The sequence below is a fragment of the Rhizobium anhuiense bv. trifolii genome, assembly GCF_024346605.1.
Taxonomy (GTDB): domain Bacteria; phylum Pseudomonadota; class Alphaproteobacteria; order Rhizobiales; family Rhizobiaceae; genus Rhizobium; species Rhizobium anhuiense.
Window position 1 is genome coordinate 1,008,736 of record NZ_CP098803.1, and the last position, 25,244, is coordinate 1,033,979.

A 25,244-nucleotide genomic window follows, 5' to 3' on the forward strand; every position below is an offset into this window, starting at 1 on the left:
GTCAGCCGGCCAGCGCCCGAGGCGGTTGGTTGACGTTGTAACGGGCTTCCCGGAGGCTCTTTTCGAGAAAGACGGTATTCTCGTCAGGATCGGCCGATGGATCCTGGAAAGCGATATGATTGATCTCGATGCCGGCGTGATCTTCGGCAAGGGTGAGCTGGGCATAGACGGTGACGCCGCGTGGCTTGATTTCCAGATCGAGAACGACCTCGGGCTTACCGCCCCACTCCAGCGTATAGTTGCCGCCCAGGCCGAAATTCACCGTGCCCGGATGAAAGAAAAGCTCCGCCGCCGACGCGACGAGATCGGAAAGGTTGCCGTAATACTCGAAGCGCAGCAGTGAAATAAGGTCAGAGGCATCCAGAAGGCGCAGTTCCGTGGCGACCGGGCTGATCGCAACGGCGAGGATCTTTTCACGCTGGGTAGAGTGGGGGCATTTTTTCATTCGGCTTATCTTACCCGTTTGTTCTTGGCGTCTGCGGCGTAGACCCGGTGGATCAGCTCCGCAACGGCCTTGTAGAAGACTGACGGTATGACACTATCGATCGAGACTTGCGCAAACATGGAGCGCGCAAGCGGAGGATCCTCGAACACCGGTATGCCGTTCTGCTCGGCGATCTCCCTGATTTTGAGCGCGACGAGGTCCTGGCCCTTGGCCAGCACCACCGGTGCGTCGTTTTCTTCACGCGCGTAACGCAGCGCCACGGCATAGTGCGTCGGGTTGGCGATGACGAGCGTCGCCCGGTGCACGTTGTTGATCATGCGCCGGCGCGCGCGGTCGCGCATCAGCGAGCGCTGCCGGCCCTTGACGAAGGGGTCGCCCTGCGCCTGCTTGTTTTCTTCCTTCACCTCGTGGCGTGTCATCTTCAGTTCGGTGAACCAGTGATGGCGCGTCCAGAAAAGATCGGCGATCGCCACGATCGCGGTGGCGATCAGCATGACGATGATGATCTTGCGCATCGCCGTCGTCGTCCGCACGAGGATGGTCTGCGGATCGGAGAACATCGCGTCGATCGAGCTGAAATATTCGCTTCTCATCACGAAGAACAGGATGATCCCGACGATGACGACCTTGAACAGCGACTTTCCGAATTCGATGAGGCCAGGCAGGCTGAACAGCCGCGTCCAGCCTTTGACCGGGGAGATGCGCGAGAACTGCGGCCGGATACGTTCGAGCACCGGTGTCGGCAGGTTCTGGAAGACGGCGGAGGCGATGCCGAACACCATGAACAGGATGAAGGCAGGCGCCACCAGCGCCGCACTTGCCCAGCCGATCCGCACGAACAGCGATAGGATATCCGGCCCCGTCTCGATTTTCCATTGGTCGGGCTGCTCGAAGATGTCGCGCAGCGTTTCCGTCATGCGCCCGACGCTGTCGGGGAGGAAGAACACCAAATAGATGTAGGTGGCGAGAATGGTCGCGAAGATCGACAGCTCGCGCGAAAACGGCACGTTGCCTTTTTCCGCGGCATCGGTTTGCTTTTTCGCGGTCGGGGCTTCTGTTTTGCTGTCCTTGTCATCGTCTGCCAAGTCGCGGCCCTCCGTCAAAGAAATAGGCTGCAGCTAATGCATGTCGCCCAAAAATGTGCAGCGGTTTTGGGATGACGACATGCATCAAAACAAAGACCCAAAGCGCGTCGCAGGAACCGGGTTCTCTGCGACGCGCTTTGGAGCGCAGCCTATCACTGGAAGGGTAGTCGCCTGTGGCACGGCGATCAACAGCTGCCGTACGGCATGCCGGATTTGTCAACAGTCTCGAAGTGCCGATGCAGGTCGCGGGAAAACGACGCGCATAATAGACGGAGTGAAAACGAGTTGCATGAAGCAGCGCACTGCGACGCGTTTTAGGCGGCTGCCGAAGCGTCGCCTTCCTTCTCCTTGAGTTCGATCTGGCCGGAATTGGCCAGGCGAATCGCTTCCTGCGCCACGGCGCGGCGGGCAATCGCGATCTCGCGCGGATTGACGCCGCCCATGCCGCTCTGCAGATCCGATTCGATCATGCGGCGCTGGCGTGGGCTGATGGCCGAGAGAACCGATTCGCGGATCTCGGGGGGCGACCCGCGCAGCGCGACGGTGAGCACATCCGTCGAAATGTCGTTGAGCAGCAAGACGCGGCTGCGCTGCGGCATGTACATGAGGTCTTCGAAGAGGAAGATCTTCGGGCGGACCTTGTTGACCGATTCGCGGCTGATCGATTCGAGCGAGGTGAGCAGCGTGTCGACCTGCGGCTTGTCGAGTTCGTTCATGAGATCGGCGACCTTCGTCGAGCCGGCCGCATTGCGCTCTGCCTCAACCTCGGCAAGCAGCGTCATGACCTGGTTCTCGATGATCTGCGCGGCCTTCGGGCTGACCGCCTTCATGTTGACCGTTCTGTTCATGATGTCGGCGCGACGATTGTCGGGAAGCTGCAGCAGCACCTTGGCGCCGAAGTTGGAAGGCATCATCGAAAGAATATAGGCGACGGTCTGCGGATGTTCGCGCAGCAGGAACTGTGCGACGAATGTCGGCTCCGCTTCGCTGAGGCGATCCCAGATCGAGGTTTCATAGGCTTGGAATGCGGTGCGACGGCCAAGCAGGCTGTCGACCTCGTCGGGCGTCAGGCCTTCTTCGAGAATGGCCTCGATCGCCTTGGCGTTGTCCATCAGTCCGGCGCCCTCGGTGAAGAGGTCCTCGAACTCGGCGACGAGCAGCAGCAGCTCATCCGGCGGAATGGCACGGAGCGACTGGGCGGATGAGATAATGGTCTGAAGTTCGGCCTGGGTGAAATACTTCAGCAGCCGTCCGGCGACGCCCTTTCCCATAGCGAGAAGAACAGCCGCCGCCTTTTCAGCCTGGGTCAACGGTTTCCCGGCTAGCGCGCCGCCGAAATCGTCAAAGTCCATCATGGTCTAACCTCTCCGTCCCACACAGGGATCAGGCTTTTTTCGTACTCAAAACTTCTATCAGTTTCACACCGAATCGCGTGTCGTCGTGATCAAGCACCGTAATTTCGCCGCGTGCAATCCTGCGGCCGTTCACCATGATCTCGACGGGTTCGCCGATCTTCTTGTCGAGGGCGATGGTCGCCCCTTCATTGAGGTTCATCAGGCCGGAGACCTGCATGCGGCTGGTGCCGAGCATGATCTGGACATCGATCGGAATGTCCATGATCAGATCGAAATTGGAATTCAAAGCGCTGCCGAGCGGAGCCGGCGAACCCTCGAAAGAGGCGCTGCTGCCGAAATCCATGCCGGCAGCCTGGCTGGCATTGCCAGCGCCGAAATCGCCGCCGAAGTCGTCGCTGCCGAAGGGGCTTTCCGAAGCCTCGCCGCCGAAGGCCGCCAGGTCCGTTCCTGTCGCGAAAGGGTCGCTCTGCAGGTCGTCGCCAAACTGCGGCAGGTCGCCATCGGCATCCTGCTTCAGCACGCCGCGCAGATCGTCGATCGCCTGGTCGAGATCCGCTTCGCTGCCCGGAATATCCAGGGAGAGGTCGCTGTTCTGCTGTGTTTTCTTCGTAGCCATGAAATCACTATTCCAGTTGAAACTTGCCTCAAACTGCCTTTGCAGCCCAAAAGCCAGAGAACCGATTAATTCATTAAATGACGGATGAGCTCGTCATCCGAGTTCATCGTATCCTTGACGCGGACCATGTAGTTTTCGCCTGAACGCCCGAACTCGCACACATACAATTCCTTGCTGTTGGCGCTGACCTCGACGCGCACGTCGCCGCTGTCGTGGAACGGAATGACGTCGCCGACCATCAGCTTCGATATCGTGCGCAGCGTCAGGTCCTGCAGCCTGATCTTGGCCTCGAGCGTGACATGCGAGCGGCGGACCTGGTCGCCGAGCTGTTCGGTCCATTCCGCCGAGCTGCTGCCAGCCTGGCGCTTCGGCTTCGGCGGCGTCACCTTGGTCTTGAGCAGCGCCGTCTGCGGAACGATCAATGCGAATTCCGAAACGATGCCGGCAAGGGTGATTGACATGTTGATGGCGGCGGCGAACTCGTCCGGGCGATCCTCGGCCGGGCGGGCGCGTGTGTCATGGGAGTGCGGAGCCGAAAGGCTCGGTTCGAAGCCGCCCGGCGCGTTGACGGCCGAGCGCAGCACCTTGGCGATCTTGTCGAAGACCATGACCGCCAGATCGAGTTCGATGATCGAAAGCACCCGATCGGCCGGTTCTTCGATCGTATCGGCGGTGGCGCCGAGCAGGTGCTCCATCAGCGTGATGACGAACCCGTTGCCGCAGGCCAGCGTAATGTTCTGCGACCAGTTGCGCAGCGTCGCGTCGACGAGCGTGACGTTCGCACTCAGGTCGTCGACCAGATGGTTCTTGTAGCCGATCTCGCAGCCGAGATAGTTGACCGTCACGTCGAGCCCGGTCTCGCTTTTGATGACGTCGGGAAAGAATTCGCTGTAGATTTCCCCAAAGGAGCTGCAGATCTTGGCGACCCTGCCTTTGTCGCCAAGCCCGCCTGTCAGTTTGGCGAGAAGGGCAGGATCCATAGCCGGTTTGTCATGCGAAGCATTGCTCATGGTCATTTAAGCCGCCTTGTTTTCGCCGCCTGGATTCATCATTTCCTGTTCGACCGCATCGATGGACGGACGCTCGTAGGCCGAAATCGTCTTGCGGCCGTATTCGAGAGCGACCTGCGGCACCGACCCGTTCATATAGGCAAGCAGTGTCTGCTTGACGATGACGTAGAGGCGGTGCTGCTTGTTGCGTACCACCTTGATCTGCGAGACCAGCGGCGAGCAGACGCAGTAAGACAAGAGAATGCCGAGGAAGGTGCCGACAAGCGCCGAGCCGATCAAATGGCCGAGCACTTCAGGCGAATCATTGATGTGGGCCATCGCCTTGATGACGCCGAGAACGGCCGCGACGATGCCGATCGCCGGGAAGGAATCGCCCATGATCTGGATCGAGTGGTAGGGCTTCATCTTGTCGTGCATGATGGTGTTGAGCTCTTCATCCATCAGCGCTTCGATCTCGTGGCTGCGCGCGTTGCCGATGATGATCAGGCGCACGTAGTCGCAGATGAACGCTGTCAGTTCCTTGTTCTTTAGAACAGTCGGAGCCTGCTGGAAGATCGTCGATTCGGCCGGATTGTCGATATGGGCTTCGATTTCGTTGCGCGACTTGGTGCGCAGGTCGCGCATCAGCGAATAGAGCACGCCGAGCGTGTCGAGATAATTGCGTTCCTTCGGCACGGCGTGCTTGAAGGCTTCGCCGAGCGCCTTGCCGGAATCCTTCACCACCTTCATCGGGTTCGCCATGATGAAGCTGCCGAGACCGGCGCCACCGATGATGACGAATTCGAAGGGCTGGAACAGGGCGTCCACGTGGCCGCCCATCGCCATGAAGCTGCCGATGACACAGCCGCAAGTCACTATAAATCCGATAATGATATTCATCGTCAGCCCAATCTGAACGTTACTTTTCTCTAAGACGGATAGGATTTCTGCCTTGCGTGAGGCTGATGAAAAGGCCGCTCGCAAGGCATTTCCACGTGCCAGCTTCGCGCAAGCATCTGCCGTCAGTCTAAAGGAGACGAATGGGTGTCCGCACCCGTTTTCTGAGATGCCGCCTCAGCGAAATCCCGGCCGAACCACTCAAGACGACGCCCGGCTTTTCGTTCCGTTCATCGCCAATGCTTGGAGCTTACCGACATGCAATCCGGTCTTTATGTTTCTCTGTCGTCGCAGATGGCCCTCGAAAAGCGCCTGAACACCATCGCGGACAACATGGCGAACGTGAACACGACCGGTTTTCGCGCCACCGAGGTGAAGTTCGACGAGATGGTGGCGAACACCAAGAACAAGCTGAATACCAAGGTCGCCTTCGTTTCCCAGGGCAACGACTACCTGAACGAAGGAAATGGCGAACTGCAGCATACCGGCAACATGCTCGATTTCGCCATCAAGGGCGATGCCTGGTTTGCGCTCGATACGCCGGCCGGCCGCGTGCTGACGAGGGACGGGCGCTTCACGATCAAGGATACCGGCGAACTCGTGTCGATCAGGGGATATCCCGTTCTCGACGCCGGCGGCGCGCCGATCCAGCTCAACACCAAGGGCGGCGAGCCGGCCGTCGGCACCGACGGCATCATCTATCAGGCCGACCGCCAGGTCGCTTCGCTCGGTCTGTTCGAAGCCGATATCAGCAAGGGTTACCTGCGCTACGAAAACAGCGGCATCATGACGACCGACCAGCCGCGCGCCGTTGTCGACCGCTTCAATATCGGTGTCGAGCAGGGATATCTCGAAAACTCCAATGTCAACGCCATGCGCGAGATCACCCAGCTGATCGAAGTCAACCGCGCCTTCGAAAGCGTTTCGTCGCTGATGCGTGACAGCGAGGATTCCTTCAAGGAAGCCGTCCAGACGCTTGGGGGCAGCCGCTGATGCACGTCGCCAGAAATGTCCGGCGGTTTTGGGAGGACGGCATGCATACGAGCAAAGGCCGAAAATGCGGCGCATGCTGCATGCTGCACGCGACGTGTTTTAGGGCGGGACTTGAAGCATGAGCACCAGGCTACTGTCCGAGGACGGCCTTTCCCCGAAGCTGGCGCATCTGGCAGGCCTCGTCGAGCGCTATGCATCGCCGGAGTTCGCCGTTGCCCATGGCGGTCGCGTGCAGACCATCGCCGCCGGCCATTACACGGTGCGCGGTCTCTCCCGCCATGTTCGTCTCGGGGAGTTCGTCGCCCATAAATCGGCCACCGGTATCCATCTCGGCGAAGTCGTGCGCGTCGAGCCGGACCTGATCTATGTCTGCCCGATCGAACCCGGCGAACCGATCGGCATCCACGATACGGTCATTCGCAAGGGCGCCTTCCGCATTTCGCCGTCGGACAGCTGGTGCGGGCGCACCGTCAACTCGCTTTGCGAGCCGATCGACGGGCTGGGTCCGATCACCGAGGGCCTCGATCGCCGCTCGATCTCCAACACCGCGCCGCCTTCGATGACCCGCAAGCGTGTCCAGACCGGCTTCAAGACCGGGGTGCGCGCCATCGACATCTTCTCGCCGCTCTGCCTCGGACAGCGCCTCGGCATCTTCGCCGGTTCCGGCGTCGGCAAGTCGACGCTTCTGTCCATGCTCGCCCGCGCCGATGCCTTCGACAAGGTTGTCATTGCTCTCGTCGGCGAACGCGGCCGCGAGGTGCGCGAATTCATCGAGGATACGCTCGGCAGCAATATGAAGAAGGCGATCGCCGTCGTCGCCACCAGCGACGAGAGCCCGATGCTGCGCAAGATGGCACCGCTGACGGCGGTCACCATCGCCGAGCATTTCCGCGACAAGGGGGAGAACGTCCTCTTCATCGTCGACAGCGTCACGCGTTTCGCCCATGCGATCCGCGAAGTGGCGACCGCCTCCGGCGAGCCGCCGATCGCGCGCGGTTATCCCGCGTCCGTCTTCACCGAGCTGCCGCGCCTGCTGGAACGCGCCGGTCCCGGCCCCGAGGGCGCCGGCACCATCACGGCGATCATCTCGATCCTCGTCGACGGCGACAACCACAACGACCCGATCGCCGACTCGACGCGCGGCATTCTCGACGGTCACATCGTCCTGCAGCGCAGTCTCGCCGAAGAAGGGCGTTATCCGCCGATCGATCCGCTGGCCTCGATCTCGCGTCTCGCCCGCAAGGCCTGGACGCCGGACCAGGAAAAGCTGGTGTCGCGGCTGAAAGTGCTGATCCACCGTTTCGAGGAGACGCGCGACCTGCGCCTGATCGGCGGTTATCGCCAGGGCGCCGATCCCGATCTCGACATGGCGGTCAAGCAGGTGCCCATCATTTACGACGTCCTGAAGCAGTCGCCGGGCGACCGTGACTCGCCCGATGCCTTTGCCGATCTCGCCGGCGCGCTCAAGGCCGCAGCCGGTATGGGCAATCAGGGCGGACAGATTCAGAGGAGATAGACGTGGCTGAATTCGACGACGAACGCATCGCTTCCTTGAAGCAGCGCAGGAAGACCGCCATGCTGGATCGGCTTCTGACCTTCACCGGCCTGGCGCTGGCCGGCGCCGCCGCTTTCTTCCCCTGGTATGTGTTCTTCAACGAGGACAAGTTCGGCATCAACGTCGCCGCCAGCGGCAATTCCCGCGACCTGCCGGATTGGCCGGCCCGCAACGTCTTCAGCGTCTCGCCGCTTGCCATGGTCAACAAGAACGAGGGAGAGAAGAAAGCTCCGCCGATCGATCCGCTGACGACGGCGACGGTCTCCGATCTCGGCAAGGAGCGCGATGGTGGCCCGATACTGGAAGATCAACCCTTTCCCGGCAAATCTTCCTTCCGCCTGCTGCACGTCTCCAACGGCCGGGCGCTGATCGAGGATACCTCGGGCATGTATGTGGTGCGCATCGGCTCGATCCTGCCCGACGAAAGCCGCCTTGCGGCCCTCGAGCAGCGCGACGGAAAATGGGTGATCGTCACCTCCAAGGGCGAGACCTACCAGAACAATTGAACCTGCCCGCAGGTGCCGAACACGAAAGGGCTCCGCCGCGAACCGGCCGGAGCCCGGTTTCCTTTTGGAGCTCCGCTTTCCTTTAGCCGTGGCCTTCTCCGAAAAGCGGCTCGAAGCCTGAATTCCCGTAAGTCCCACGCAAGATTACCGCACTAGGTTCGGGGCAGTAAAAACGGAGAGTTCTCATGCAACCGATCCAACTTTTCGACTTGGCTTCGCGACAGGCGGAATGGCTGACGGTCCGTCAGCAGGTTGTTGCCAGCAACATCGCGAATGCCAATACCCCGAAGTTCCATGCCAAGGATGTCACGCCTTTTGACGCCGTGCTCGACAAGTCCGATATCACCATGGCGCGCACCAATCCGGCGCATCTGAGCGGCAATGATTTCAGCGACAGCGGCGATATCGACGTCAAGGAAGCGGCACTCGACCAGGAAATCGGCATCCAGGAATCCGGCAATACGGTCGGTTTGGCCGAAGAGCTCTCCAAGTCGGGCGATATCAAGCGCCAGTACGATCTGAACACCTCGTTGGTCAGTTCCTTCAACCGTATGATGTTGATGACCGTCAGGAAGTAAAATCATGGATCCGCTTTCAGCAGCAATGAAAATCGCCGGTTCGGGACTCGAGGCGCAGTCGACGCGCCTGCGCATCGTCTCGGAGAACATCGCCAACGCCCGCTCGACCGGTGATACGCCCGGTGCTGACCCCTATCGCCGCAAGACAATCACCTTCGGCCAGCAGATGGATCGCACCAGCGGCGTCGAGACGGTCAACGTCAAGAAGGTCGGTGTCGACGAAGGCGATTTCAGCACGGAATTCGACCCCAGCAATCCGGCTGCGGACCAGAAGGGCGTCGTCAAGCTGCCGAACGTCAACATCCTCGTCGAGATGGCCGACATGCGCGAAGCCAACCGCTCCTATGACGCCAATCTGCAGACGATCAAGCAGACCCGCGATCTCATCTCCTCCACGATCGATCTCCTGAAGAGCCAATAATAATGATCAGCAGCGTCCAGAATGTCAGCAATCTTTCGATGACCCGCGCGCTTGGCGCCGTCGACACCGAAAATTCCGCCTCATCGTCTGCCGCCGCCACCATGCCGGGCACCGCCGGTGCGGCCAACGGCATGAGCTTCGCATCTGTCATGGGCAACATGGCGAGCGATGCGGTCAGCAGCCTGAAGGGTGCGGAAAGCATGTCTTTTGCCGGGATCAAGGGTACGGCGACGACGCGTGAAGTCGTTGATTCCATGCTCCAGGCCGAGCAGACGCTGCAGACCGCAATTGCCATCCGCGACAAGGTCGTCTCGGCCTTTCTCGAAGTCACCAAGATGCAGATGTAACTGATTTGAGGACGAACACATGAGAGCGCTCGCCATTGCAGCAACGGGCATGGATGCCCAGCAGACCAATCTGGAAGTCATCGCGAACAACATCGCGAACATCAACACGACGGGTTTCAAGCGCGCCCGCGCTGAATTCTCCGATCTTCTCTACCAGACAGAACGCGCCAAGGGTGTCGCCAACCGCGCCAACCAGGCCGTAGTGCCGGAAGGCGCCAATATCGGCCTCGGCGTCCAGACCTCGGCGGTCCGCAACCTGCATCTCCAGGGCGAACTGACGCAGACCGGCAACGACCTCGACGTGGCGCTGATCGGCAAGGGCTTCTTCCAGATCCAGTCGACCGACGGCACGACGCTTTATACCCGCGCCGGCGCCTTCAACAAGAACGACCAGGGCCAGCTCGTCACCATCGACGGCTACGAGGTTCTTCCCGGCATCACCATTCCGACGGGCTCGACCGAGCTGACCATCAGCCGCTCCGGCGAAGTCTCGGCGAAGCTGCCGGGTGCGACGGATGCGACCGTGCTCGGTCAGCTGACGCTTGCCGACTTCGTCAACGAGGCGGGCCTCCAGCCGCTCGGCGACAATCTCTTCCAGGAAACGGCCGCCTCCGGCGAAGCCGTCATCGGCAATCCCGATGAGGAAGGTTTCGCTTACATGAAGCAGGGTTATCTGGAATCGTCGAACGTCGATCCGGTGAAGGAAATCACCGAGCTGATCTCGGCCCAGCGCGCTTACGAAATGAATTCCAAGGTGATCACCACCGCTGATGAAATGGCCTCCATCGTCAGCAAGAACCTGAAGTAAAGGGAAGGGCCGAAACATGATGTTTTGCCGGGTAGGACACATCTCAGGATGGGTGGCGGCCGCCACGATCGCAGTCGCGGGCATTTTCTTGCCCGCGGAGGCGGATGCCGGCATGGGTTATGCCGTTGTCCCGACAACGATCATCTACCCCGGCGATACATTGTCGGCCAGCCAGCTTCAGGAGGTCGAGGTCACCAACCCCAACCTCGCCGGCGACTATGCCAAATCCCTTTCACAGGTCGAAGGCCTGGTTTCCAAACGCACGCTCTTGCCGGGTCGTACGATTTCTGTCTCGGCGCTGCGCGACCCCTATACAGTGACGCGCGGCTCTACGATCCGCCTGGTCTTTTCGCTTGGCCCAATGACCATCTCCGCCGCCGGCACGCCGCTTGAAGACGGCGCGACGGGGCAGCTCATCCGCGCGCGCAATATGGATTCCGGCGTCATCGTCAGCGGCACGGTGCTTGCGGACGGCACGGTCCATGTGAGGGCAAAATGAAATTGTTCTTCCGTTTCTTAACCCTTGTCGCGGTTCTCGCCATGAGTTTGGCCGATGTCGCGCCCGCTTGGGCGCTGACCTCCCGCATCAAGGACATCGCCTCGCTTCAGGCCGGCCGCGACAACCAGTTGATCGGTTACGGCCTGATCGTCGGCCTGCAGGGAACCGGCGACGGCTTCCGTTCCTCACCCTTCACCGAGCAGTCGATGCGGGCGATGTTGCAGAACCTCGGCATCTCGACCCAGGGCAGCCAGTCCAGCGCCAAGAACACCGCGGCGGTGATGGTCACCGCCAACCTGCCGCCCTTTGCAAGTCCGGGCAGCCGTATCGACGTCACGGTCAGCTCGCTCGGAGACGCCACGTCGCTGCGCGGCGGCACGCTCGTCATGACCTCGCTGTCCGGCGCCGACGGCCAGATCTACGCGGTCGCGCAGGGCGCCGCCATCGTTTCCGGCTTTCAGGCGCAGGGCCAGGCGGCGACCGTGACCGAAGGCGTCACCACTGCCGGCCGCGTGCCCGGCGGCGCCATCATCGAACGCGAACTGCCGTCCCGCTTCAAGGATTCGGTCAATCTCGTCCTGCAGCTGCGCAACCCCGACTTCTCGACGGCGATCCGTATTGCCGACATCGTCAACGGTTATGCCTCGGCGCGGTTCGGCGGCCCGGTCGCCGAAGCCAAGGATTCGCAGGAAGTGGTGATCCAGAAGCCGCGCACGGCCGATCTCACCCGGCTGATGGCCGACATCGAAAATCTCATCGTCGAAACCGACACGCCGGCCAAGGTTGTTATCAACGAGCGCACGGGCACGATCGTCATCGGCTCGGACGTCCGTGTCTCGCCGGTCGCCGTCAGCTACGGCACGCTGACGGTTCAGGTCACAGAGACGCCTCAGATCATCCAGCCCGAACCCTTCTCGCGCGGCCAGACCGCCGTCCAGCCGCAGACCGATATCACGGCCGAGCAGACCGGCGGACGCGTCGCCATCATCGATGGCCCCGACCTCAGGACCCTCGTCGCCGGTCTTAACAATATCGGCGTGAAACCGGATGGCATCATCGCCATTCTCCAGGGCATCAAGTCGGCAGGCGCCCTGCAGGCGGAGCTTGTGCTGCAATGATAAAGATCATCAACCCTGACATGACGGTCCTGCAACTGCTGCGCCGGCTGGCGCTGCCGGCCGCGGGCCTCGTCCTTCTGTCGATCCCCGGCGCATTCGCACAGGAACATGCGCCCGCTGGCGACATCACCTCCCAGGACGAGATCAAGCAGTTCTGCACCAACATCGCCGATCCCGCCCGCGACCAGCGTTACCTCTTGCAGAAGCAGGAACTGGAAAAGCTTCGCGCCGACATCGATGCCCGCATGGCGGAGATGGACAAGCGCAAGGCCGAATACCAGGACTGGCTGAAGCGGCGCGACGATTTTCTGAAGCAGGCGGAAGCCGGACTCACCGAAATCTACAAGAAGATGAAGCCTGATGCGGCCGCACTCCAGTTGCAGGACATGAAGATTGAGGTCGCCTCCGCCGTGATCATGCGGCTCGGTCCGCGTCAGTCGAGCCTCATCCTCAACGAGATGGACCCGCAAAAGGCCGCGGTTATCGCCAGCGTCATCGCCAGTGCGTCCGATCCCAATACCTCGAAGGATCCTTCATGAATATGCGTTTCCCGGCCGCGATCGCCGCCCTCGCGCTCCTTGCAGGCTGCCAGTCTCCGACGGCGGTTAGCGAGATCGGCCGTGCGCCCGCCATGAGCCCGATCGGCAGCGGCCTTGCCTACGGCCAGACGCCGCAGATGGCGCTTTATCCGAAGCAGCCGCGCGCCGTGGCGCAGGGCTATTCGCTGTGGAGCGATTCGCAGGCCGCCCTGTTCAAGGATGCGCGCGCGCTCAACGTCGGCGACATCCTGACCGTCGACATCCAGATCAACGACAAGGCCTCCTTCGACAACGAGACCAACCGCAGTCGCACGAATTCGAGCGGGATGAACTGGGACGTCAACGCCCAGATCTTCGGTTGGACCCCCGAGTCCAAGACGGACCTTACCTATGGCTCCGACACCAGCACTGACGGTAAGGGCAAGATCGAGCGCACCGACAAGATCACCCTGCTTGTCGCTGCCGTCGTCACCGGCATTCTCGAAAACGGCAACCTCGTCATATCGGGCTCGCAGGAAGTCCGTCTGAACCAGGAACTGCGCATCCTGAACGTCGCCGGTATCGTTCGTCCGCAGGACGTCAATTCCGACAACCAGATCTCCTACGACAAGATCGCCGAAGCCCGCATCTCCTACGGTGGCCGCGGCCGCCTGATGGAAGTGCAGCAGCCTCCGCGCGGCCAGCAGGCCGTCGATCTTTTCTCGCCGCTTTGAGGCTGAACGACGATGGCAGAGCCAGACGCAAGCGCAGGTCAAGCGAAGAAGAAATCCGGCGCGCTGATGACGATCATCGGCATCGCCGTCCTGACCCTGCTCGGCGCCGGCGGCGGCTGGGCGGTCGGCACGATTGTCGCGCCCAACGTCAAGGGCGCCAAGGAGGCCGAGCAGGCCAAGGAAGCCGAGGCCAAGAAGAAGGCCGAGGAAGGTCTGGCGCGGATTTCGACCGAGGCCAACAACATCGTTCAGCTCGAGCCGATCACGTCGAACCTTGCCTACCCCTCGGAAAACTGGGTGCGACTCGAAGTCGCGCTGCTGTTCAACGGGCCGCCGGATGTCAAGGTTTCCGAGGATATTCATCAGGATATCCTCGCCTATATCAGAACCGTTTCCCTCCAGCAGATCGAGGGGCCGCGGGGCTTTCAATATCTCAAGGATGACATACAGGAACGTGTTGACCTTCGCTCGCAAGGGCGGGTATCGAAGGTCATGTTCAGGACATTTGTCATCGAATGATTCGTCTCATAGTTTTCCTTGCCGCCATGATGGCGGTACCGGAACTGGCGGTGGCACAGCAGCTGCCGACTGACTTATTGAACGTGCCGGTCGATGGCTCGGTTGCCGCCTGGATCATCCGCACTTTCGGCCTGCTGACCATTCTTTCGGTCGCGCCGGGCATCCTGATCATGGTGACGAGCTTTCCGCGCTTCATCATCGCCTTCTCGATCCTGCGTTCAGGCATGGGTCTCTCCTCGACGCCCTCCAATATGATCCTCCTGTCGCTGTCGCTGTTCATGACCTTCTACGTCATGTCGCCGACCTTCGATCAGGCCTGGCAGAACGGCGTGCAGCCGCTGCTTGCCAATCAGATCAACGAGACCGAGGCGGTCCAGCGTATCGCCGAACCCTTCCGCACCTTCATGGCGGCCAATACCCGCGACAAGGATCTGGCGCTCTTCGTCGATCTGGCGCGCGAACGCGGGCAGAATATCCAGACGACCGATCCGATCGACTACCGAGTGCTGATCCCGGCCTTCATGATTTCCGAGATTCGCCGTGGCTTCGAGATCGGCTTCCTCGTCGTGCTGCCGTTCCTCGTCATCGACCTGATCGTCGCCACCATCACCATGGCGATGGGCATGATGATGCTGCCGCCGACCTCGATCTCGCTGCCGTTCAAGATTCTCTTCTTCGTACTGATCGACGGCTGGAACCTGCTCGTCGGCAGCCTGGTGCGCTCGTTCAGCTGAGCGGCTGCCGCTAAAACGTGCTGCGCAAAGCGCGCAGCGGTGCTGCGATCACAACATGCGTAAAAGCCAGGACCGGAGTGCGGGAGCGAATCTGAAAGATTGCGACGCGGCTTTAGCCTTCACCAATGAAAAACCCGCCGGAGCGATCGCCTCGGCGGGTTTTTCGTAGCGGTTGAAAAGCCTCACTCGGCCGCGAATGGCGCCGTACGCGGCGGCAGCGCCGGAATGTCCATGTGATCGGGTGCAAGACCCTGCTTGGCACGCTCGGCCATGATTTCATAGGCCTGCTCCAGATGGTTGCAGAACCGTTCGGCATCGAAGAGCGGCGCAATGTAACGCTTCTCCTTGAGATGCGCCTTGTATGCGGCGATCCGTCCGGGATTCTGCGCCAGCTCGACGGCCATATCCTCATAGGCCTGCAGGTTGTCTGCGACGAGGTCGGGCAGGTCGATGGCCCTGAGCAGGCTCTCGCTGACGCGTGAGGCGAAGTTGGTGCCCTTGACGGTCAGGACCGGCAGGCCGCCCCAGAGCTGCTCCGAGGTGGTCGTGTGGCCGTTGACGGGGAAGGTATCGATGCCAATGTCGGCCGCCTGCTGACGGTCGATGTGTTCTTCGTAGGGTGCGCGCGGGCAGAAGATGATCCGCTTGGCGGAGATCCCCGCCGCCTGGAATTGCTTCAAGAGATTCGCCTGGTTGCGCGGCGTGTTCGCCATCAGCCAGAGCACGCTGTTAGGCGCACGCTTCAGAATGCGGCACCAGCTGTTGATCGTCTCCGGCGTAATCTTGCGGTTACCGTTGAAGGACGCAAAGATGAAGGCGTCTTCCGGCAGGCCAAGCTGCTCGCGGGTGACAGGGCGCGGCTTCGGGCGATGCATCGGGTCGTTCGGCTGATAGCTTTCCGGCAGCCGGCAGAATTTCTCATGGTAGAAGGGCTTGGCCACCTCGGGCAGCACCGAATGGTCGCCGATGACGTAGTCGAGGTCGATATTGACCGTGCTGCCGGGGAAGCCGAGCCAGCCGACATGAACCGGTGCGAGCGGCAGGTTGAAGGCCGGCGCGCGGCTGCCCGAAGTGTGGCCCTTCAGGTCGACCATGATGTCGATATTGTGCTCGCGCACCACTTCCAGCACCGCCTGATCGGAGAAGCCGTGAATGGTGACGACCCGGCCCCAGCGGCTGCGGTCGGTCGTGTTGTGCTTGAGGTACTCCGGGCCTGTGTGGCAGAAGAGCGTCACCTCGAACCGGTCCTTGTCATGCAGTTCGAGGATGCGCTGCAAGAGCTTCATCGTCGCATGGCGATCCCAGAAGTCCGATGACATGTAGCCGATCCGGATCTTGTCCGACCAGCTGTGCGGCCGGCTGCGACGGAAGGCCACCCGTTCCGGATTGAGGGGGGTGGTGCCGATCGTCGCATACCGGTTGAAGTCCTCATTGCCGCACCAGTGCAGATGATAGAACGGGTTGTCCTTGCGCAGGATCTCGATATCGCCCTTTGCAAGGGCCGCGTCGATTACTGCCTGATGCTTGCTCGCCTCTTCGAACTCGTTGAATTCGCGGGCGAAAACAAGGTGAAGGAAGCGGAATGCCAGATTCCCGGGAAAACGCTTGAAGATGTTGCGCGCCAGGTTCTGGTTGGTTGCGTCGTTCAGATCGTCGCTCAGCAGCAGCGCCGCCAGGCGCATATGCTCTGGATTGGAGCTTTGCGACAGCACCGTCTTGAACGGGCGGATGATATCCCGCTGCTGGCGCTTCAGATAGATAGCGGTGATGATGAACGCGAGCTCCGGGTCTTCCTGCGCCTTGGCGAGGTTTCGCATGGCGATCAGCAGGGCATCGTCCTCGTTGCCGGTCTCGTAGTGCAGCTTGGCAGCCTGTTTCTGGTATTCGTAGGAATTCGGTCCTTCGCAGTTGCCGGCCAGGCCATAGGCTTTCGCGGCATCGGCCTTGAAGCCGAGCTGCACGAGGTTCTTGGCCAGCAGCGCATAGGTCTTGGCGTCCTGCTGGATATCCATCAGCTGGTTGAGCGTTGCCAAGGACTGTGTGTAGCGGCCCATCTGGTAATCCTTGGATGCCGCAGAGAACGAAACTTTGCTGTTCAAAACCCAACTCCGTGAAGGAAATGTTCTGGCGTCGATCGCCGCGGCACGGACAGGCCGTCCTCCGCAAAACGAGCGGATCGGTCCGATGGTGCTATCCCGGCGCCTGCCACATTGGCATTCGAAGCTTGCTTGAAACCGGTGCGCTTGGTGAACCTCTGTTTTCGCGGGGAAATGCCGACTTTTGCCCAGGGAAAACGCTTGGTTTTCAAGAGAACTAGAATGCAAAGGAATATATTCAGCAAGCATTAACTATGGCCCGCGAGGAGCCGGCCTGGAGCCTGTATTTTTAAGGAGTTGGCAAGCATTGGCTGCGAGATTGCCCTGGACATGACGGGTTTGGGCCAAACAAAAAAGGCGCCGAGTAGCATGAAGCTGGTCCGTCATCGCCGGTACTATAGTCCGGTATGTCCTCCTTTTTGTATCTAGTTTTCCAGGGGACAGACTTATGACAAGCATTAACACGAATACTTCCGCGCAGGCCGCTCTCCAGACGCTGCGTAACGTTAACCAGAACCTCAACAGCACGCAGAACCACGTTTCCTCTGGTTACCGCGTTGAAAAGGCTTCGGATAACGCTGCTTACTGGTCGATCGCAACGACCATGCGTTCTGACAACAAGGCCCTCTCGGCTGTCTCCGACGCTCTCGGCGTAGGCGCTGCAAAGGTCGACACCGCTTACACCGCCATGGACAGCGCCATTGACGTCGTCGGCGAGATCAAGGCGAAGCTCGTTGCCGCGACTGAAAATGGCGTCGACAAGGCCAAGGTCCAGGAAGAAATCAGCCAGCTGCAGCAGCAGCTCCTGAGCGTCGCGCAGTCGGCTTCCTTCAACGGCGAAAACTGGGTTGCCGGCGCCTCCGGCACCAAGAGCGTTGTTTCTTCGTTCGTCCGCGACGGCTCCAACGCCGTTTCGATCACGACGACCGACTACGTACTCGACAGCGGCTCTGCGGGCAACGTTCTGTTCGGCATGAGCGGCGGCTCGGTCGAAACCTCCACGGGTATCCTCGGTAGCTCGGTTGGTGGGGTTGGCTCTATCTACGCGATGGACATCACCAGCTACACTTCCGGCCAGATTTCGACGGCTCTGACCAACGTTGAATCGGCTCTGAAGGCCATGACCAGCGCCGGCGCTGCTCTCGGCTCGCTCTCCAGCCGTATCGATGCCCAGGACAACTTCGTGTCCGCTCTGAGCGACTCGATCGACTCCGGTATCGGCCGTCTCGTCGACGCCAACATGGAAGAAGAATCCTCCAGGCTCAGCGCACTGCAGACCCAGCAGCAGCTGGCAATCCAGTCGCTGTCGATTGCGAACTCCTCTTCGCAGAACATCCTGTCGCTCTTCCGCTAAGACCGGTCGGCACAAGGTTTCCAAGTTTCGCGGCCGGGTCATCCCCGGCCGCGAAATGTTTTAATATAAGGTTAATAAGAATCCTTCTAAGCCTCAGATATTTTTAAGTAATTTCCAATTCGAATTCAGCTTTCCTTAACCATCTTGCTGTTTTCTAGGCCCATCGAAACGGCGAGTTAACCTTAACAAGAATGGTTAACAGGCATGATGCTGATCGCTGTGGGCCGGCCCAAAATCCGGAATGTCCCTTCTTAAAATCTGCCAACAAGGGGCAAGCAAACTATGACGAGCATCAACACCAATAACGCTGCAATGGCAGCCCTCCAGACTCTCCGTGGCATCAACCAGGGTCTCCAGGAAACCCAGGCTCACGTTTCGTCTGGCTATCGCGTCGGCAAGGCTTCCGACAACGCTGCTTACTGGTCGATCGCAACGACCATGCGTTCTGACAACAAGGCTCTCTCGGCTGTTTCCGACGCTCTCGGCCTCGGCGCTGCAAAGGTCGACACCGCTTACTCCGCCATGGACAGCGCCATTGACGTCGTCGGCGACATCAAGGCGAAGCTCGTTGCCGCCACTGAAAACGGCGTCGACAAGGCCAAGGTCCAGGAAGAAATCAGCCAGCTGCAGCAGCAGCTCCTGAGCGTCGCGCAGTCGGCTTCCTTCTCCGGCGAAAACTGGGTTGCCGGCGCTGACGGCACCAAGAACGTCGTTGCCTCCTTCGTCCGTGACGGCTCCAACGCCGTTTCGGTCGTGATGACCGACTATGTTCTCGACAGCGGCTCCATGGGCAACGTTCTGTTCGGCATGAGCGGCGGCTCGGTCGAAACCTCCACGGGTATCCTCGGTAGTGCGAATGGTTCGACCGGTTCTGTCTACGCAATGGACATCACCAACTTCACCCTCGGCGAAATCCAGTCGGCTCTGACCAACGTTGAATCGGCTCTGAAGGCCATGACCAGCGCCGGCGCTCAGCTCGGCTCGATCTCCAAGCGCATCGAACTGCAGGAAAACTTCGTGTCCGCTCTCAGCGACTCGATCGACTCCGGTGTCGGCCGTCTCGTCGACGCCAACATGGAAGAAGAATCCTCCAAGCTCAGCGCACTGCAGACCCAGCAGCAGCTGGCCGTCCAGTCGCTGTCGATTGCGAACTCCTCTTCGCAGACCATCCTCACGCTGTTCCGCGGCTAATAACCCTCGGAAACATCAGCCCGCCGGTCTCCGGCGGGCACTGGTATCGAGCCGCGCTTCGATGGAGCGCGGCTTTTTTAATGTCTGTTAACGATCCATTAACCATAATGCTGTTTTCTGCCACCAACGAGACGGTGAGTTAACCAAATTTAAGAACCGGTTAACAGGCATGAAGCTGATCCCCGTTCCCGGTGGCCTTCCGGAATGTCCCTTTTTTCCTTTTGCCGACGAGGGGCAATCATTTCATGACCAGCATTTTGACGAACGTCGCGGCGATGGCCGCTCTCCAGACACTCCGCGGCATCAACGACAACCTTGAGGACACGCAGAACCGCGTATCATCGGGTTACCGCGTCGAAAAGGCTGCTGACAACGCCGCCTACTGGTCGATCGCAACGACCATGCGTTCGGATAACAAGGCACTTTCCGCCGTTTCCGACGCTCTCGGCCTCGGCGCCGCCAAGGTCGACACCGCTTACTCCGCCATGGACAGTGCCATCGACGTCATCACCGAAATCAAGGCGAAGATCGTCGCTGCAACCGAAAAGGGTGTCGACAAGGCTAAAGTTCAGGAAGAAATCAGCCAGCTGCAGCAACAGCTCCTGAGCATCGCGCAGTCGGCTTCCTTCTCCGGTGAAAACTGGGTTGCCGGCGCTGACGGCACCAAGAGCGTCGTTTCCACTTTCGTCCGCGATGGCAACGGCAATGTCTCGGTCAAGACGACGGATTACATTCTGGACACGAGCTCGGCGGGCAACGTTCTCTTCGGCATGGACTCGACCGGCGCGATCGAGACCAGCTCCGGCATTATCGGCACATCATCCGGGACGATCGGCTCGATCTACTCGATGGACATCACCAACTTCGATTCGCCTGAGATTTCCATGGCCCTGACGTCGATCGAGGCAGGCCTTGAGGCGATGACCAAGGCTGCATCGCAGCTCGGCTCGATTTCCACTCGCATCGAGCTGCAGGAAGGCTTCGTCAGCGCGCTCAGCGATTCGATCGACTCCGGTGTCGGCCGCCTCGTCGACGCCAATATGGAAGAAGAATCCTCCAAGCTCAGCGCCCTGCAAACCCAGCAGCAGCTGGCTATCCAGTCGCTGTCGATCGCCAACTCCAGCGCTCAGAACATCCTTACGCTGTTCCGCAGCTAAGTCAGGCGCTGAAGCTGGACCGAATCTTGCGCCATCGTCTGGCCGCACACATAAAGCCTCCCGGACCGCGCCCGAAATGGCGCGGTTTTGTCTTTTATATCAATGGCTTGATCAAGGCTTCGATCGACGCGCCAGGCTCGGCGCCGCGCTCTTGCCCAACGGGTTGATATCGAGTTAACTACGCCTTGAGTTGATTTGCTTTTGCGACACGCCGGTAGAAACCCTGCCGGAGGCATGATGCCACTTCAGTCGCCGCCGGCAATCCGGCCTGCCCTTTCACCTTAATCCGAGACCTGTCGATGACCGTTAAGATTACCAGCGCGGCCGCGGTGAATGCGCTTTCGGTGCTGCGCAGCATCAACAAAGAAGCCAGCCAGACCCAGCAGCAAGTGTCCTCGGGATATCGTATCGAGACGGCCGCCGACGATGCGTCCTATTGGTCGGTCGCAACCGTCATGCGTTCGGACAGCACCAATCTCGGAACGGTCGGAGATGCGCTCGGTCTTGGCGCTGCCAAGGTGGATGCGACCTATACGGCGATGAACTCGGCGATCGATCTCATGAGCCAGATCCGCGCCAAGCTGGTTTCGGCAAGAGAACCTGGTGTCGATAAGGACAAGATCAACGCCGAGATCAGCGAATACAAAGAGCAGTTGCAGACGGTCGTCGAATCGACGTCGTTTGCGGGGGAAAACTGGCTGCTGAACGGCGACACTGCTGCACCGCCGACATGGTCGGTCATCTCGGGTTTCGTGCGCGCTTCGACCGGCGAATATCAGGCCCAGACCATCGATTTCCCATCGTCGCAGACCATCCTCATCGACAAGAACAGTGCGAGCGGCGGCCTGCTGACCAAGGCGGTCGATGCCAACGCGATCAATAACTCCGGCACGACGTCGCGGAATTATTATCTGCTGGATGCCGGCTCGACGACGCCGGCGACGGGTACGGAAATTGCGATCGACGGCAACACGACCGATGCGCAGCTCACCGACATGCTCGACGTGACCGAGTCGCTGCTCTCCTCGCTGACGACCACGGCGGCATCCATCGGCGTGATGAAGACACGCATCGACGATCAGATAGACTATACCGCCGATCTGTCCGATTCGATCGACAAGAGCGTCGGTGCGCTCGTCGATACCGACATGGACGAGGCTTCGATCCGGCAGAAGGCAATCGAAACCCAGAAGCAGATGGCCGTCGAAGCGATCTCGATCCTCAATACGGCCGCAAGCAAGATTCTGATTCTGCTGGAATAAGGAATGGGCGCGATCACGGGTGGCGACCGCGCCATTCATCCTCGCGCAAGTTTGACTTCCTAGTTTCCGGCATGAAGGCATCGTCCGAATCCGTGCCGGCGCAAGGTCAGGCCCTTGCCCGTTTCGAAGGGAGATGTCGGCGCGCAAGGACATTTTGAGCGGGAGCGGGCATGTTGCATGCCTCCCGAATGCTGGATGGTTTTTATGAGCATTTCGCTTTCCCGGTATTTGAAGGATTTCGGCGAACCGGAACCGTCACCGCCGGTCCTCGATATGGATGATTTCGGTGGCGACATGTTCCCCGAAACACCGAGCGAACCGGCGATCGACGTCGAGGCGGAGCGCCGCGAAGCCTATGCGGAAGGTCATGCCGCGGCCACCGCGGAACTGACCGAGAAACACGCGCTGGAGGCGCGGACGCTGGCTGAAGTCCATGCGCGTCAACTCGAGGAGCTGAAGCTTCGCTACGAAGTCGAGGCGGCAGCAGTCATTGCATCCCGCATCCGCGATATTGCCGAAGAACTCGCTCAGCTGGTCAGCGCCGGCGCCGCCGCCGCCATCGCGCCAGTGATGACGGAAGCGCTTGCCGCCGAAGCTGCCGAAAACCTCGCCACACTGCTGCGCGACGCGATCCTTGAAGGCGCCGCTGGAACGATCGTCGTCAAGGGACCGACCCGGCTTTTCGACATATTGAAGGCCGAGCTCGGCGAACATGCCGAGGCGGTTCGCCATTTTGAGACCGACGATATCGATCTTGCCGTCGAAATCGGTGATTCCGTCATCGTCACCCGTATGTCCGCCTGGGCGGCCAGCTTGAAGAAAGTTCTCGAATGAGCGAAGGCGAAAACCACCACCACGGCAAAAACGAGATCATCATCGTCAAGAGACATGGCGGCGGCGATCACGATGGCGCCCATGGCGGTGCGTGGAAAATTGCCTATGCCGACTTCATGACGGCGATGATGGCGTTCTTCCTGGTCATGTGGCTGGTCAATGCCGCCAACGAGGAGACCAAGGCCTCGGTCGCGACCTATTTCAATCCGATCAAGCTCTCCGACGAAAAGCCGACCGAGAAGGGTCTGAAGAAGCCTGTCGATAACGCCGAAGGCGAGGAGAAGCAGGAGAAGTCGAAGCAGAAGGAAGAAGATCCGAACGACGGCAAGGCCGCGGCGGATGGTGACGACCAGACATCGACATCAGGCGACCAAACCAATTATTCCGAGGCCGATTTCTTCGAAAATCCCTATTCGGTTCTCGCCGAGATCGCCCAGGAAGTCGGCCAGCAGGCCAATGTCAGCGCCAAGGGCGACGGCGGCGCCGCCGATTCCGGTCCGGCCACCGGCGCCGATGGCGGCGAGGCCTATCGTGATCCTTTCGATCCGGATTTCTGGACGAAGCAGGTCGAGGTCACCACGGCCGGCAAGTCGGCGCCTCCCGGCAAGAGCGACCAGCAGGCGGTCGAGAGCGGGACGACCGAGATCGCCAAGCTCGAAGACACCAAGCCGATACCGCTGACCACCGATCAGAAGGCTGCCCCGGAAACCAAGGAAACGAAGGAAGCCAAGGAAACGAAGGGCGCGGTCGAAGCCAAGGACGGCAAGGCGCCGGCCGGCAAGTCTGCCAACGACAAGAAGGCGGAAGCTCAGAAAGACGCCGAACATCAGAAGGATGCGGATAAGAGCGCTGATGAGGCCGAGCAGCAGCAGCAGAAGGAAGCAGAGCAGCTGCAGGAGCAGATCGCCCAGCAGATCGGCGGCGTTGCCGGCAAGCTCGCCGAAGGCCTGACCGTGACGGCGTCCGAAGGCGGATTGCTGGTCAGCATCTCCGACCAGAGCGACGATTCGATGTTCAATATCGGTTCTGCTGTTCCGCGCCAGGAGATGGTGCTCGCCATGGAAAAGATCGGTGCGATCCTGAAGGAGAGGGGTGGCGCGGTCGCCATCCGCGGCCACACGGACGGGCGCCAGTATAAGGGCACCCAGAACGAGAACTGGCGGCTTTCGATGGACCGCGCCCAGAGCGCCTACTACATGCTCGTGCGCGGTGGGCTCGACGAGAAACGTATCTCCCAGGTCTCCGGCTTCGCCGACCGTCGGCTGAAGTTGCCGACCGACCCGTTCAACGCGACCAACCGCCGGATCGAGATCCTGGTGCAGGCGGATAAGGGATAGTCGGATGGCGCGTCGGCAGCATCGCTATATCGGATGTGTGGCCCTCGGCCTGGCGATGCTTTCGCCGGCCGCAGGCAAGGCGCAGGATCCGGACGATCTTGCGCCGTACAAGATGCTGCGGTCGTTGCAGTTCGTGCAGGACTCCGTCGTCACCGGCGATCATTCGGCCGGCGAGATGCAGCGCTTCATGCTGGGGACGATCGACGAGCGGCTGCGCACCGTCGATACTTCGGTCTTCGATGACGACCGCAATGTCGATGCAGCGCTGATCTATGCGATGAGCGGCGGCAATCCCCAGACGCTCGAATATCTGATCGCCCACGACGTCAACGGCTATTTCGACAATCGCGTCACCGATGTGCTGCGCAAATATCTAAGCGGCAAAGGGTTGCTCGTCGCCAAGACGCTGGAGGAGACGGCCCGGGAATATCGCGACAAGAAGATCGGCCCCTATCTTGCGCTGATCGGCGGCAACGTGCTGATCGCGACGAAACCGGCAGACGCGCTGGATCTCTACGACCAGGCGCGTCTTGCAGCACCCGGGACGATCGTCGAGGAGGCGGCGTTGCGCCGCTCGGTCGCCATCTGCGTCGACAAGGGGATGCTCGATAAGGGAATAGCCTATTCGCAGCGTTATGTCAGACGCTTTCTGCATTCGCCCTATGCCAGCCAGTTCGCCGATCTTTTCGTCACGCTCGTCGTCAGTCACGATCACGACGTGAAGCCGCAGGATGTCGTCGATATCCTGTCTTTCATGGATGCGCCGCGCCAGCGCGAGGTCTATCTGCGCATCGCCCGTGCTGCGGCGATATCAGGTAAGCCGGAGCTGACGCATATGGCGGTCGAACGGGTGCAGTCGCTTGGCGCCGACACCGACAATGCCTTCGGGCCGCTTGCGAATTTCTATGGCGGCATGGCCGGCCTTCCCACGGAGGATGTCGACCGGGCGGCAAAGAATGTCCGCGGCATTGACGGCAATACGCTCTCGCCGCGGGATCAGGCGCTGCAGGAGGCGGCGCGATCGGTCGCCGACCAGATCCTGCGCGCTCCCGATCCGGCAAGCTTGAGGCAAGCATCCACTCCTAACACTGATCATCAAGAAATCACTTCTGAAAAGGCTGCGGCGATAGCGACGCAACCGGAAGCGCCAGGCGCGCTTCCCGAGCCTGTTCCGGGAGGTGTGGCATCGACTGGCCAGAGCCAGGATACCGACCCCTCATTCAACGCATTTGTGACGACCAATCGATCCAAGCTCGACGAGATCGACGGTCTTCTGGCGCAGGAAGGCAATTAATT

At 60.5% G+C, this 25,244-nt stretch carries 27 protein-coding genes; 20 read left to right on the plus strand and 7 right to left on the minus strand.

What is annotated here, in order from left to right; all coding sequences use genetic code 11:
* Window position 1 precedes the first annotated feature (1 nt).
* The 6 genes from NE851_RS13505 to motA form a co-directional block, all read right to left on the minus strand.
* Complete coding sequence (locus tag NE851_RS13505) at window positions 2–445, minus strand: BspJ family T4SS effector nucleomodulin (RefSeq protein WP_028755560.1); 444 nt, start codon at window positions 443–445, stop codon at window positions 2–4.
* Between the two features lie 5 nt (window positions 446–450).
* Window positions 451–1,530 (minus strand): flagellar biosynthesis protein FlhB, encoded by a 1,080-nt coding sequence (flhB, locus tag NE851_RS13510; RefSeq protein ID WP_097544543.1) that lies wholly within the window; start codon window positions 1,528–1,530, stop codon window positions 451–453.
* A 314-nt stretch (window positions 1,531–1,844) separates the two neighbouring features.
* Window positions 1,845–2,885, minus strand: coding sequence for a flagellar motor switch protein FliG (gene fliG / locus NE851_RS13515; RefSeq protein WP_097595984.1), 1,041 nt, complete (start codon window positions 2,883–2,885; stop codon window positions 1,845–1,847).
* 28 nt (window positions 2,886–2,913) lie between these two features.
* Complete coding sequence (gene fliN, locus NE851_RS13520; RefSeq protein ID WP_028755557.1) at window positions 2,914–3,501, minus strand: flagellar motor switch protein FliN; 588 nt, start codon at window positions 3,499–3,501, stop codon at window positions 2,914–2,916.
* Window positions 3,502–3,566: 65 nt separating this feature from the next.
* Entirely contained in the window at window positions 3,567–4,517 is a 951-nt protein-coding gene (locus NE851_RS13525; RefSeq protein WP_097544544.1) for a FliM/FliN family flagellar motor switch protein, read from the minus strand.
* Window positions 4,518–5,390 (minus strand): flagellar motor stator protein MotA, encoded by an 873-nt coding sequence (gene motA, locus NE851_RS13530; protein ID WP_097544545.1) that lies wholly within the window; start codon window positions 5,388–5,390, stop codon window positions 4,518–4,520.
* Window positions 5,391–5,645: 255 nt separating this feature from the next.
* On the opposite strand from motA, the gene flgF reads away from it, so the two are divergent.
* From flgF to fliP, 13 genes are all read left to right on the plus strand, one after another.
* Window positions 5,646–6,380: a flagellar basal-body rod protein FlgF gene (flgF, locus tag NE851_RS13535; RefSeq protein WP_028755554.1), complete on the plus strand. Its 735-nt coding sequence runs from the start codon at window positions 5,646–5,648 to the stop codon at window positions 6,378–6,380.
* A 118-nt stretch (window positions 6,381–6,498) separates the two neighbouring features.
* The gene (fliI, locus tag NE851_RS13540; protein ID WP_047615224.1) at window positions 6,499–7,896 is read left to right on the plus strand and encodes a flagellar protein export ATPase FliI; all 1,398 of its coding nucleotides are present in this window, start codon (window positions 6,499–6,501) and stop codon (window positions 7,894–7,896) included.
* A 2-nt stretch (window positions 7,897–7,898) separates the two neighbouring features.
* Window positions 7,899–8,441, plus strand: a complete 543-nt coding sequence (locus tag NE851_RS13545; RefSeq protein ID WP_097544546.1) for a flagellar protein — start codon at window positions 7,899–7,901, stop codon at window positions 8,439–8,441.
* A gap of 185 nt (window positions 8,442–8,626) precedes the next feature.
* Complete coding sequence (gene flgB, locus NE851_RS13550; protein ID WP_097544547.1) at window positions 8,627–9,019, plus strand: flagellar basal body rod protein FlgB; 393 nt, start codon at window positions 8,627–8,629, stop codon at window positions 9,017–9,019.
* A 4-nt stretch (window positions 9,020–9,023) separates the two neighbouring features.
* The gene (flgC, locus tag NE851_RS13555; RefSeq protein ID WP_028755550.1) at window positions 9,024–9,440 is read left to right on the plus strand and encodes a flagellar basal body rod protein FlgC; all 417 of its coding nucleotides are present in this window, start codon (window positions 9,024–9,026) and stop codon (window positions 9,438–9,440) included.
* 2 nt (window positions 9,441–9,442) lie between these two features.
* On the plus strand, window positions 9,443–9,787 hold the full coding sequence (gene fliE / locus NE851_RS13560; RefSeq protein WP_168332635.1) for a flagellar hook-basal body complex protein FliE: 345 nt from the start codon (window positions 9,443–9,445) through the stop codon (window positions 9,785–9,787).
* A gap of 19 nt (window positions 9,788–9,806) precedes the next feature.
* A complete protein-coding gene (flgG, locus tag NE851_RS13565; protein WP_028755548.1) occupies window positions 9,807–10,595 on the plus strand; it encodes a flagellar basal-body rod protein FlgG in 789 nt (262 codons plus the stop codon).
* Window positions 10,596–10,611: 16 nt separating this feature from the next.
* The gene (gene flgA, locus NE851_RS13570; RefSeq protein ID WP_183908776.1) at window positions 10,612–11,094 is read left to right on the plus strand and encodes a flagellar basal body P-ring formation chaperone FlgA; all 483 of its coding nucleotides are present in this window, start codon (window positions 10,612–10,614) and stop codon (window positions 11,092–11,094) included.
* The gene (locus tag NE851_RS13575; RefSeq protein ID WP_183908778.1) at window positions 11,091–12,212 is read left to right on the plus strand and encodes a flagellar basal body P-ring protein FlgI; all 1,122 of its coding nucleotides are present in this window, start codon (window positions 11,091–11,093) and stop codon (window positions 12,210–12,212) included. The genes flgA and NE851_RS13575 overlap by 4 nt, the downstream gene beginning before the upstream one ends.
* Window positions 12,209–12,751, plus strand: a complete 543-nt coding sequence (locus NE851_RS13580) for a MotE family protein (RefSeq protein ID WP_028755545.1) — start codon at window positions 12,209–12,211, stop codon at window positions 12,749–12,751. The genes NE851_RS13575 and NE851_RS13580 overlap by 4 nt, the downstream gene beginning before the upstream one ends.
* On the plus strand, window positions 12,748–13,464 hold the full coding sequence (gene flgH, locus NE851_RS13585) for a flagellar basal body L-ring protein FlgH (protein WP_028755544.1): 717 nt from the start codon (window positions 12,748–12,750) through the stop codon (window positions 13,462–13,464). Before NE851_RS13580 ends, flgH begins: the two co-directional genes overlap by 4 nt.
* Before the next feature lie 12 nt (window positions 13,465–13,476).
* Window positions 13,477–13,983: a flagellar basal body-associated FliL family protein gene (locus NE851_RS13590; RefSeq protein ID WP_028755543.1), complete on the plus strand. Its 507-nt coding sequence runs from the start codon at window positions 13,477–13,479 to the stop codon at window positions 13,981–13,983.
* A complete protein-coding gene (gene fliP, locus NE851_RS13595) occupies window positions 13,980–14,717 on the plus strand; it encodes a flagellar type III secretion system pore protein FliP (protein WP_003556541.1) in 738 nt (245 codons plus the stop codon). The genes NE851_RS13590 and fliP overlap by 4 nt, the downstream gene beginning before the upstream one ends.
* A 182-nt stretch (window positions 14,718–14,899) precedes the next feature.
* Here the strand turns inward: fliP and NE851_RS13600 are convergent, their stop codons facing one another.
* Window positions 14,900–16,816: an O-linked N-acetylglucosamine transferase, SPINDLY family protein gene (locus tag NE851_RS13600; RefSeq protein ID WP_183908780.1), complete on the minus strand. Its 1,917-nt coding sequence runs from the start codon at window positions 16,814–16,816 to the stop codon at window positions 14,900–14,902.
* 445 nt (window positions 16,817–17,261) lie between these two features.
* Between NE851_RS13600 and NE851_RS13605 the strand changes: the two genes are divergently transcribed.
* The 7 genes from NE851_RS13605 (at window position 17,262) to motC (ending at window position 25,242) form a co-directional block, all read left to right on the plus strand.
* Window positions 17,262–18,167 (plus strand): flagellin N-terminal helical domain-containing protein, encoded by a 906-nt coding sequence (locus NE851_RS13605; protein WP_183908782.1) that lies wholly within the window; start codon window positions 17,262–17,264, stop codon window positions 18,165–18,167.
* A gap of 282 nt (window positions 18,168–18,449) precedes the next feature.
* Window positions 18,450–19,358 (plus strand): flagellin N-terminal helical domain-containing protein, encoded by a 909-nt coding sequence (locus tag NE851_RS13610; RefSeq protein ID WP_183908784.1) that lies wholly within the window; start codon window positions 18,450–18,452, stop codon window positions 19,356–19,358.
* Between the two features lie 245 nt (window positions 19,359–19,603).
* Window positions 19,604–20,515 carry a flagellin N-terminal helical domain-containing protein gene (locus tag NE851_RS13615; protein WP_047613597.1) on the plus strand — a complete coding sequence of 304 codons (912 nt, stop codon included), beginning with the start codon at window positions 19,604–19,606 and terminating at the stop codon, window positions 20,513–20,515.
* Between the two features lie 299 nt (window positions 20,516–20,814).
* Complete coding sequence (locus NE851_RS13620; RefSeq protein ID WP_063476331.1) at window positions 20,815–21,777, plus strand: flagellin N-terminal helical domain-containing protein; 963 nt, start codon at window positions 20,815–20,817, stop codon at window positions 21,775–21,777.
* A gap of 204 nt (window positions 21,778–21,981) precedes the next feature.
* Window positions 21,982–22,611 (plus strand): hypothetical protein, encoded by a 630-nt coding sequence (locus tag NE851_RS13625; protein WP_097596019.1) that lies wholly within the window; start codon window positions 21,982–21,984, stop codon window positions 22,609–22,611.
* Window positions 22,608–23,948: a MotB family protein gene (locus NE851_RS13630; protein WP_183908786.1), complete on the plus strand. Its 1,341-nt coding sequence runs from the start codon at window positions 22,608–22,610 to the stop codon at window positions 23,946–23,948. Before NE851_RS13625 ends, NE851_RS13630 begins: the two co-directional genes overlap by 4 nt.
* A 4-nt stretch (window positions 23,949–23,952) precedes the next feature.
* Window positions 23,953–25,242 (plus strand): chemotaxis protein MotC, encoded by a 1,290-nt coding sequence (gene motC / locus NE851_RS13635; RefSeq protein WP_183908788.1) that lies wholly within the window; start codon window positions 23,953–23,955, stop codon window positions 25,240–25,242.
* The last annotated feature ends 2 nt before the right edge of the window (window positions 25,243–25,244 follow it).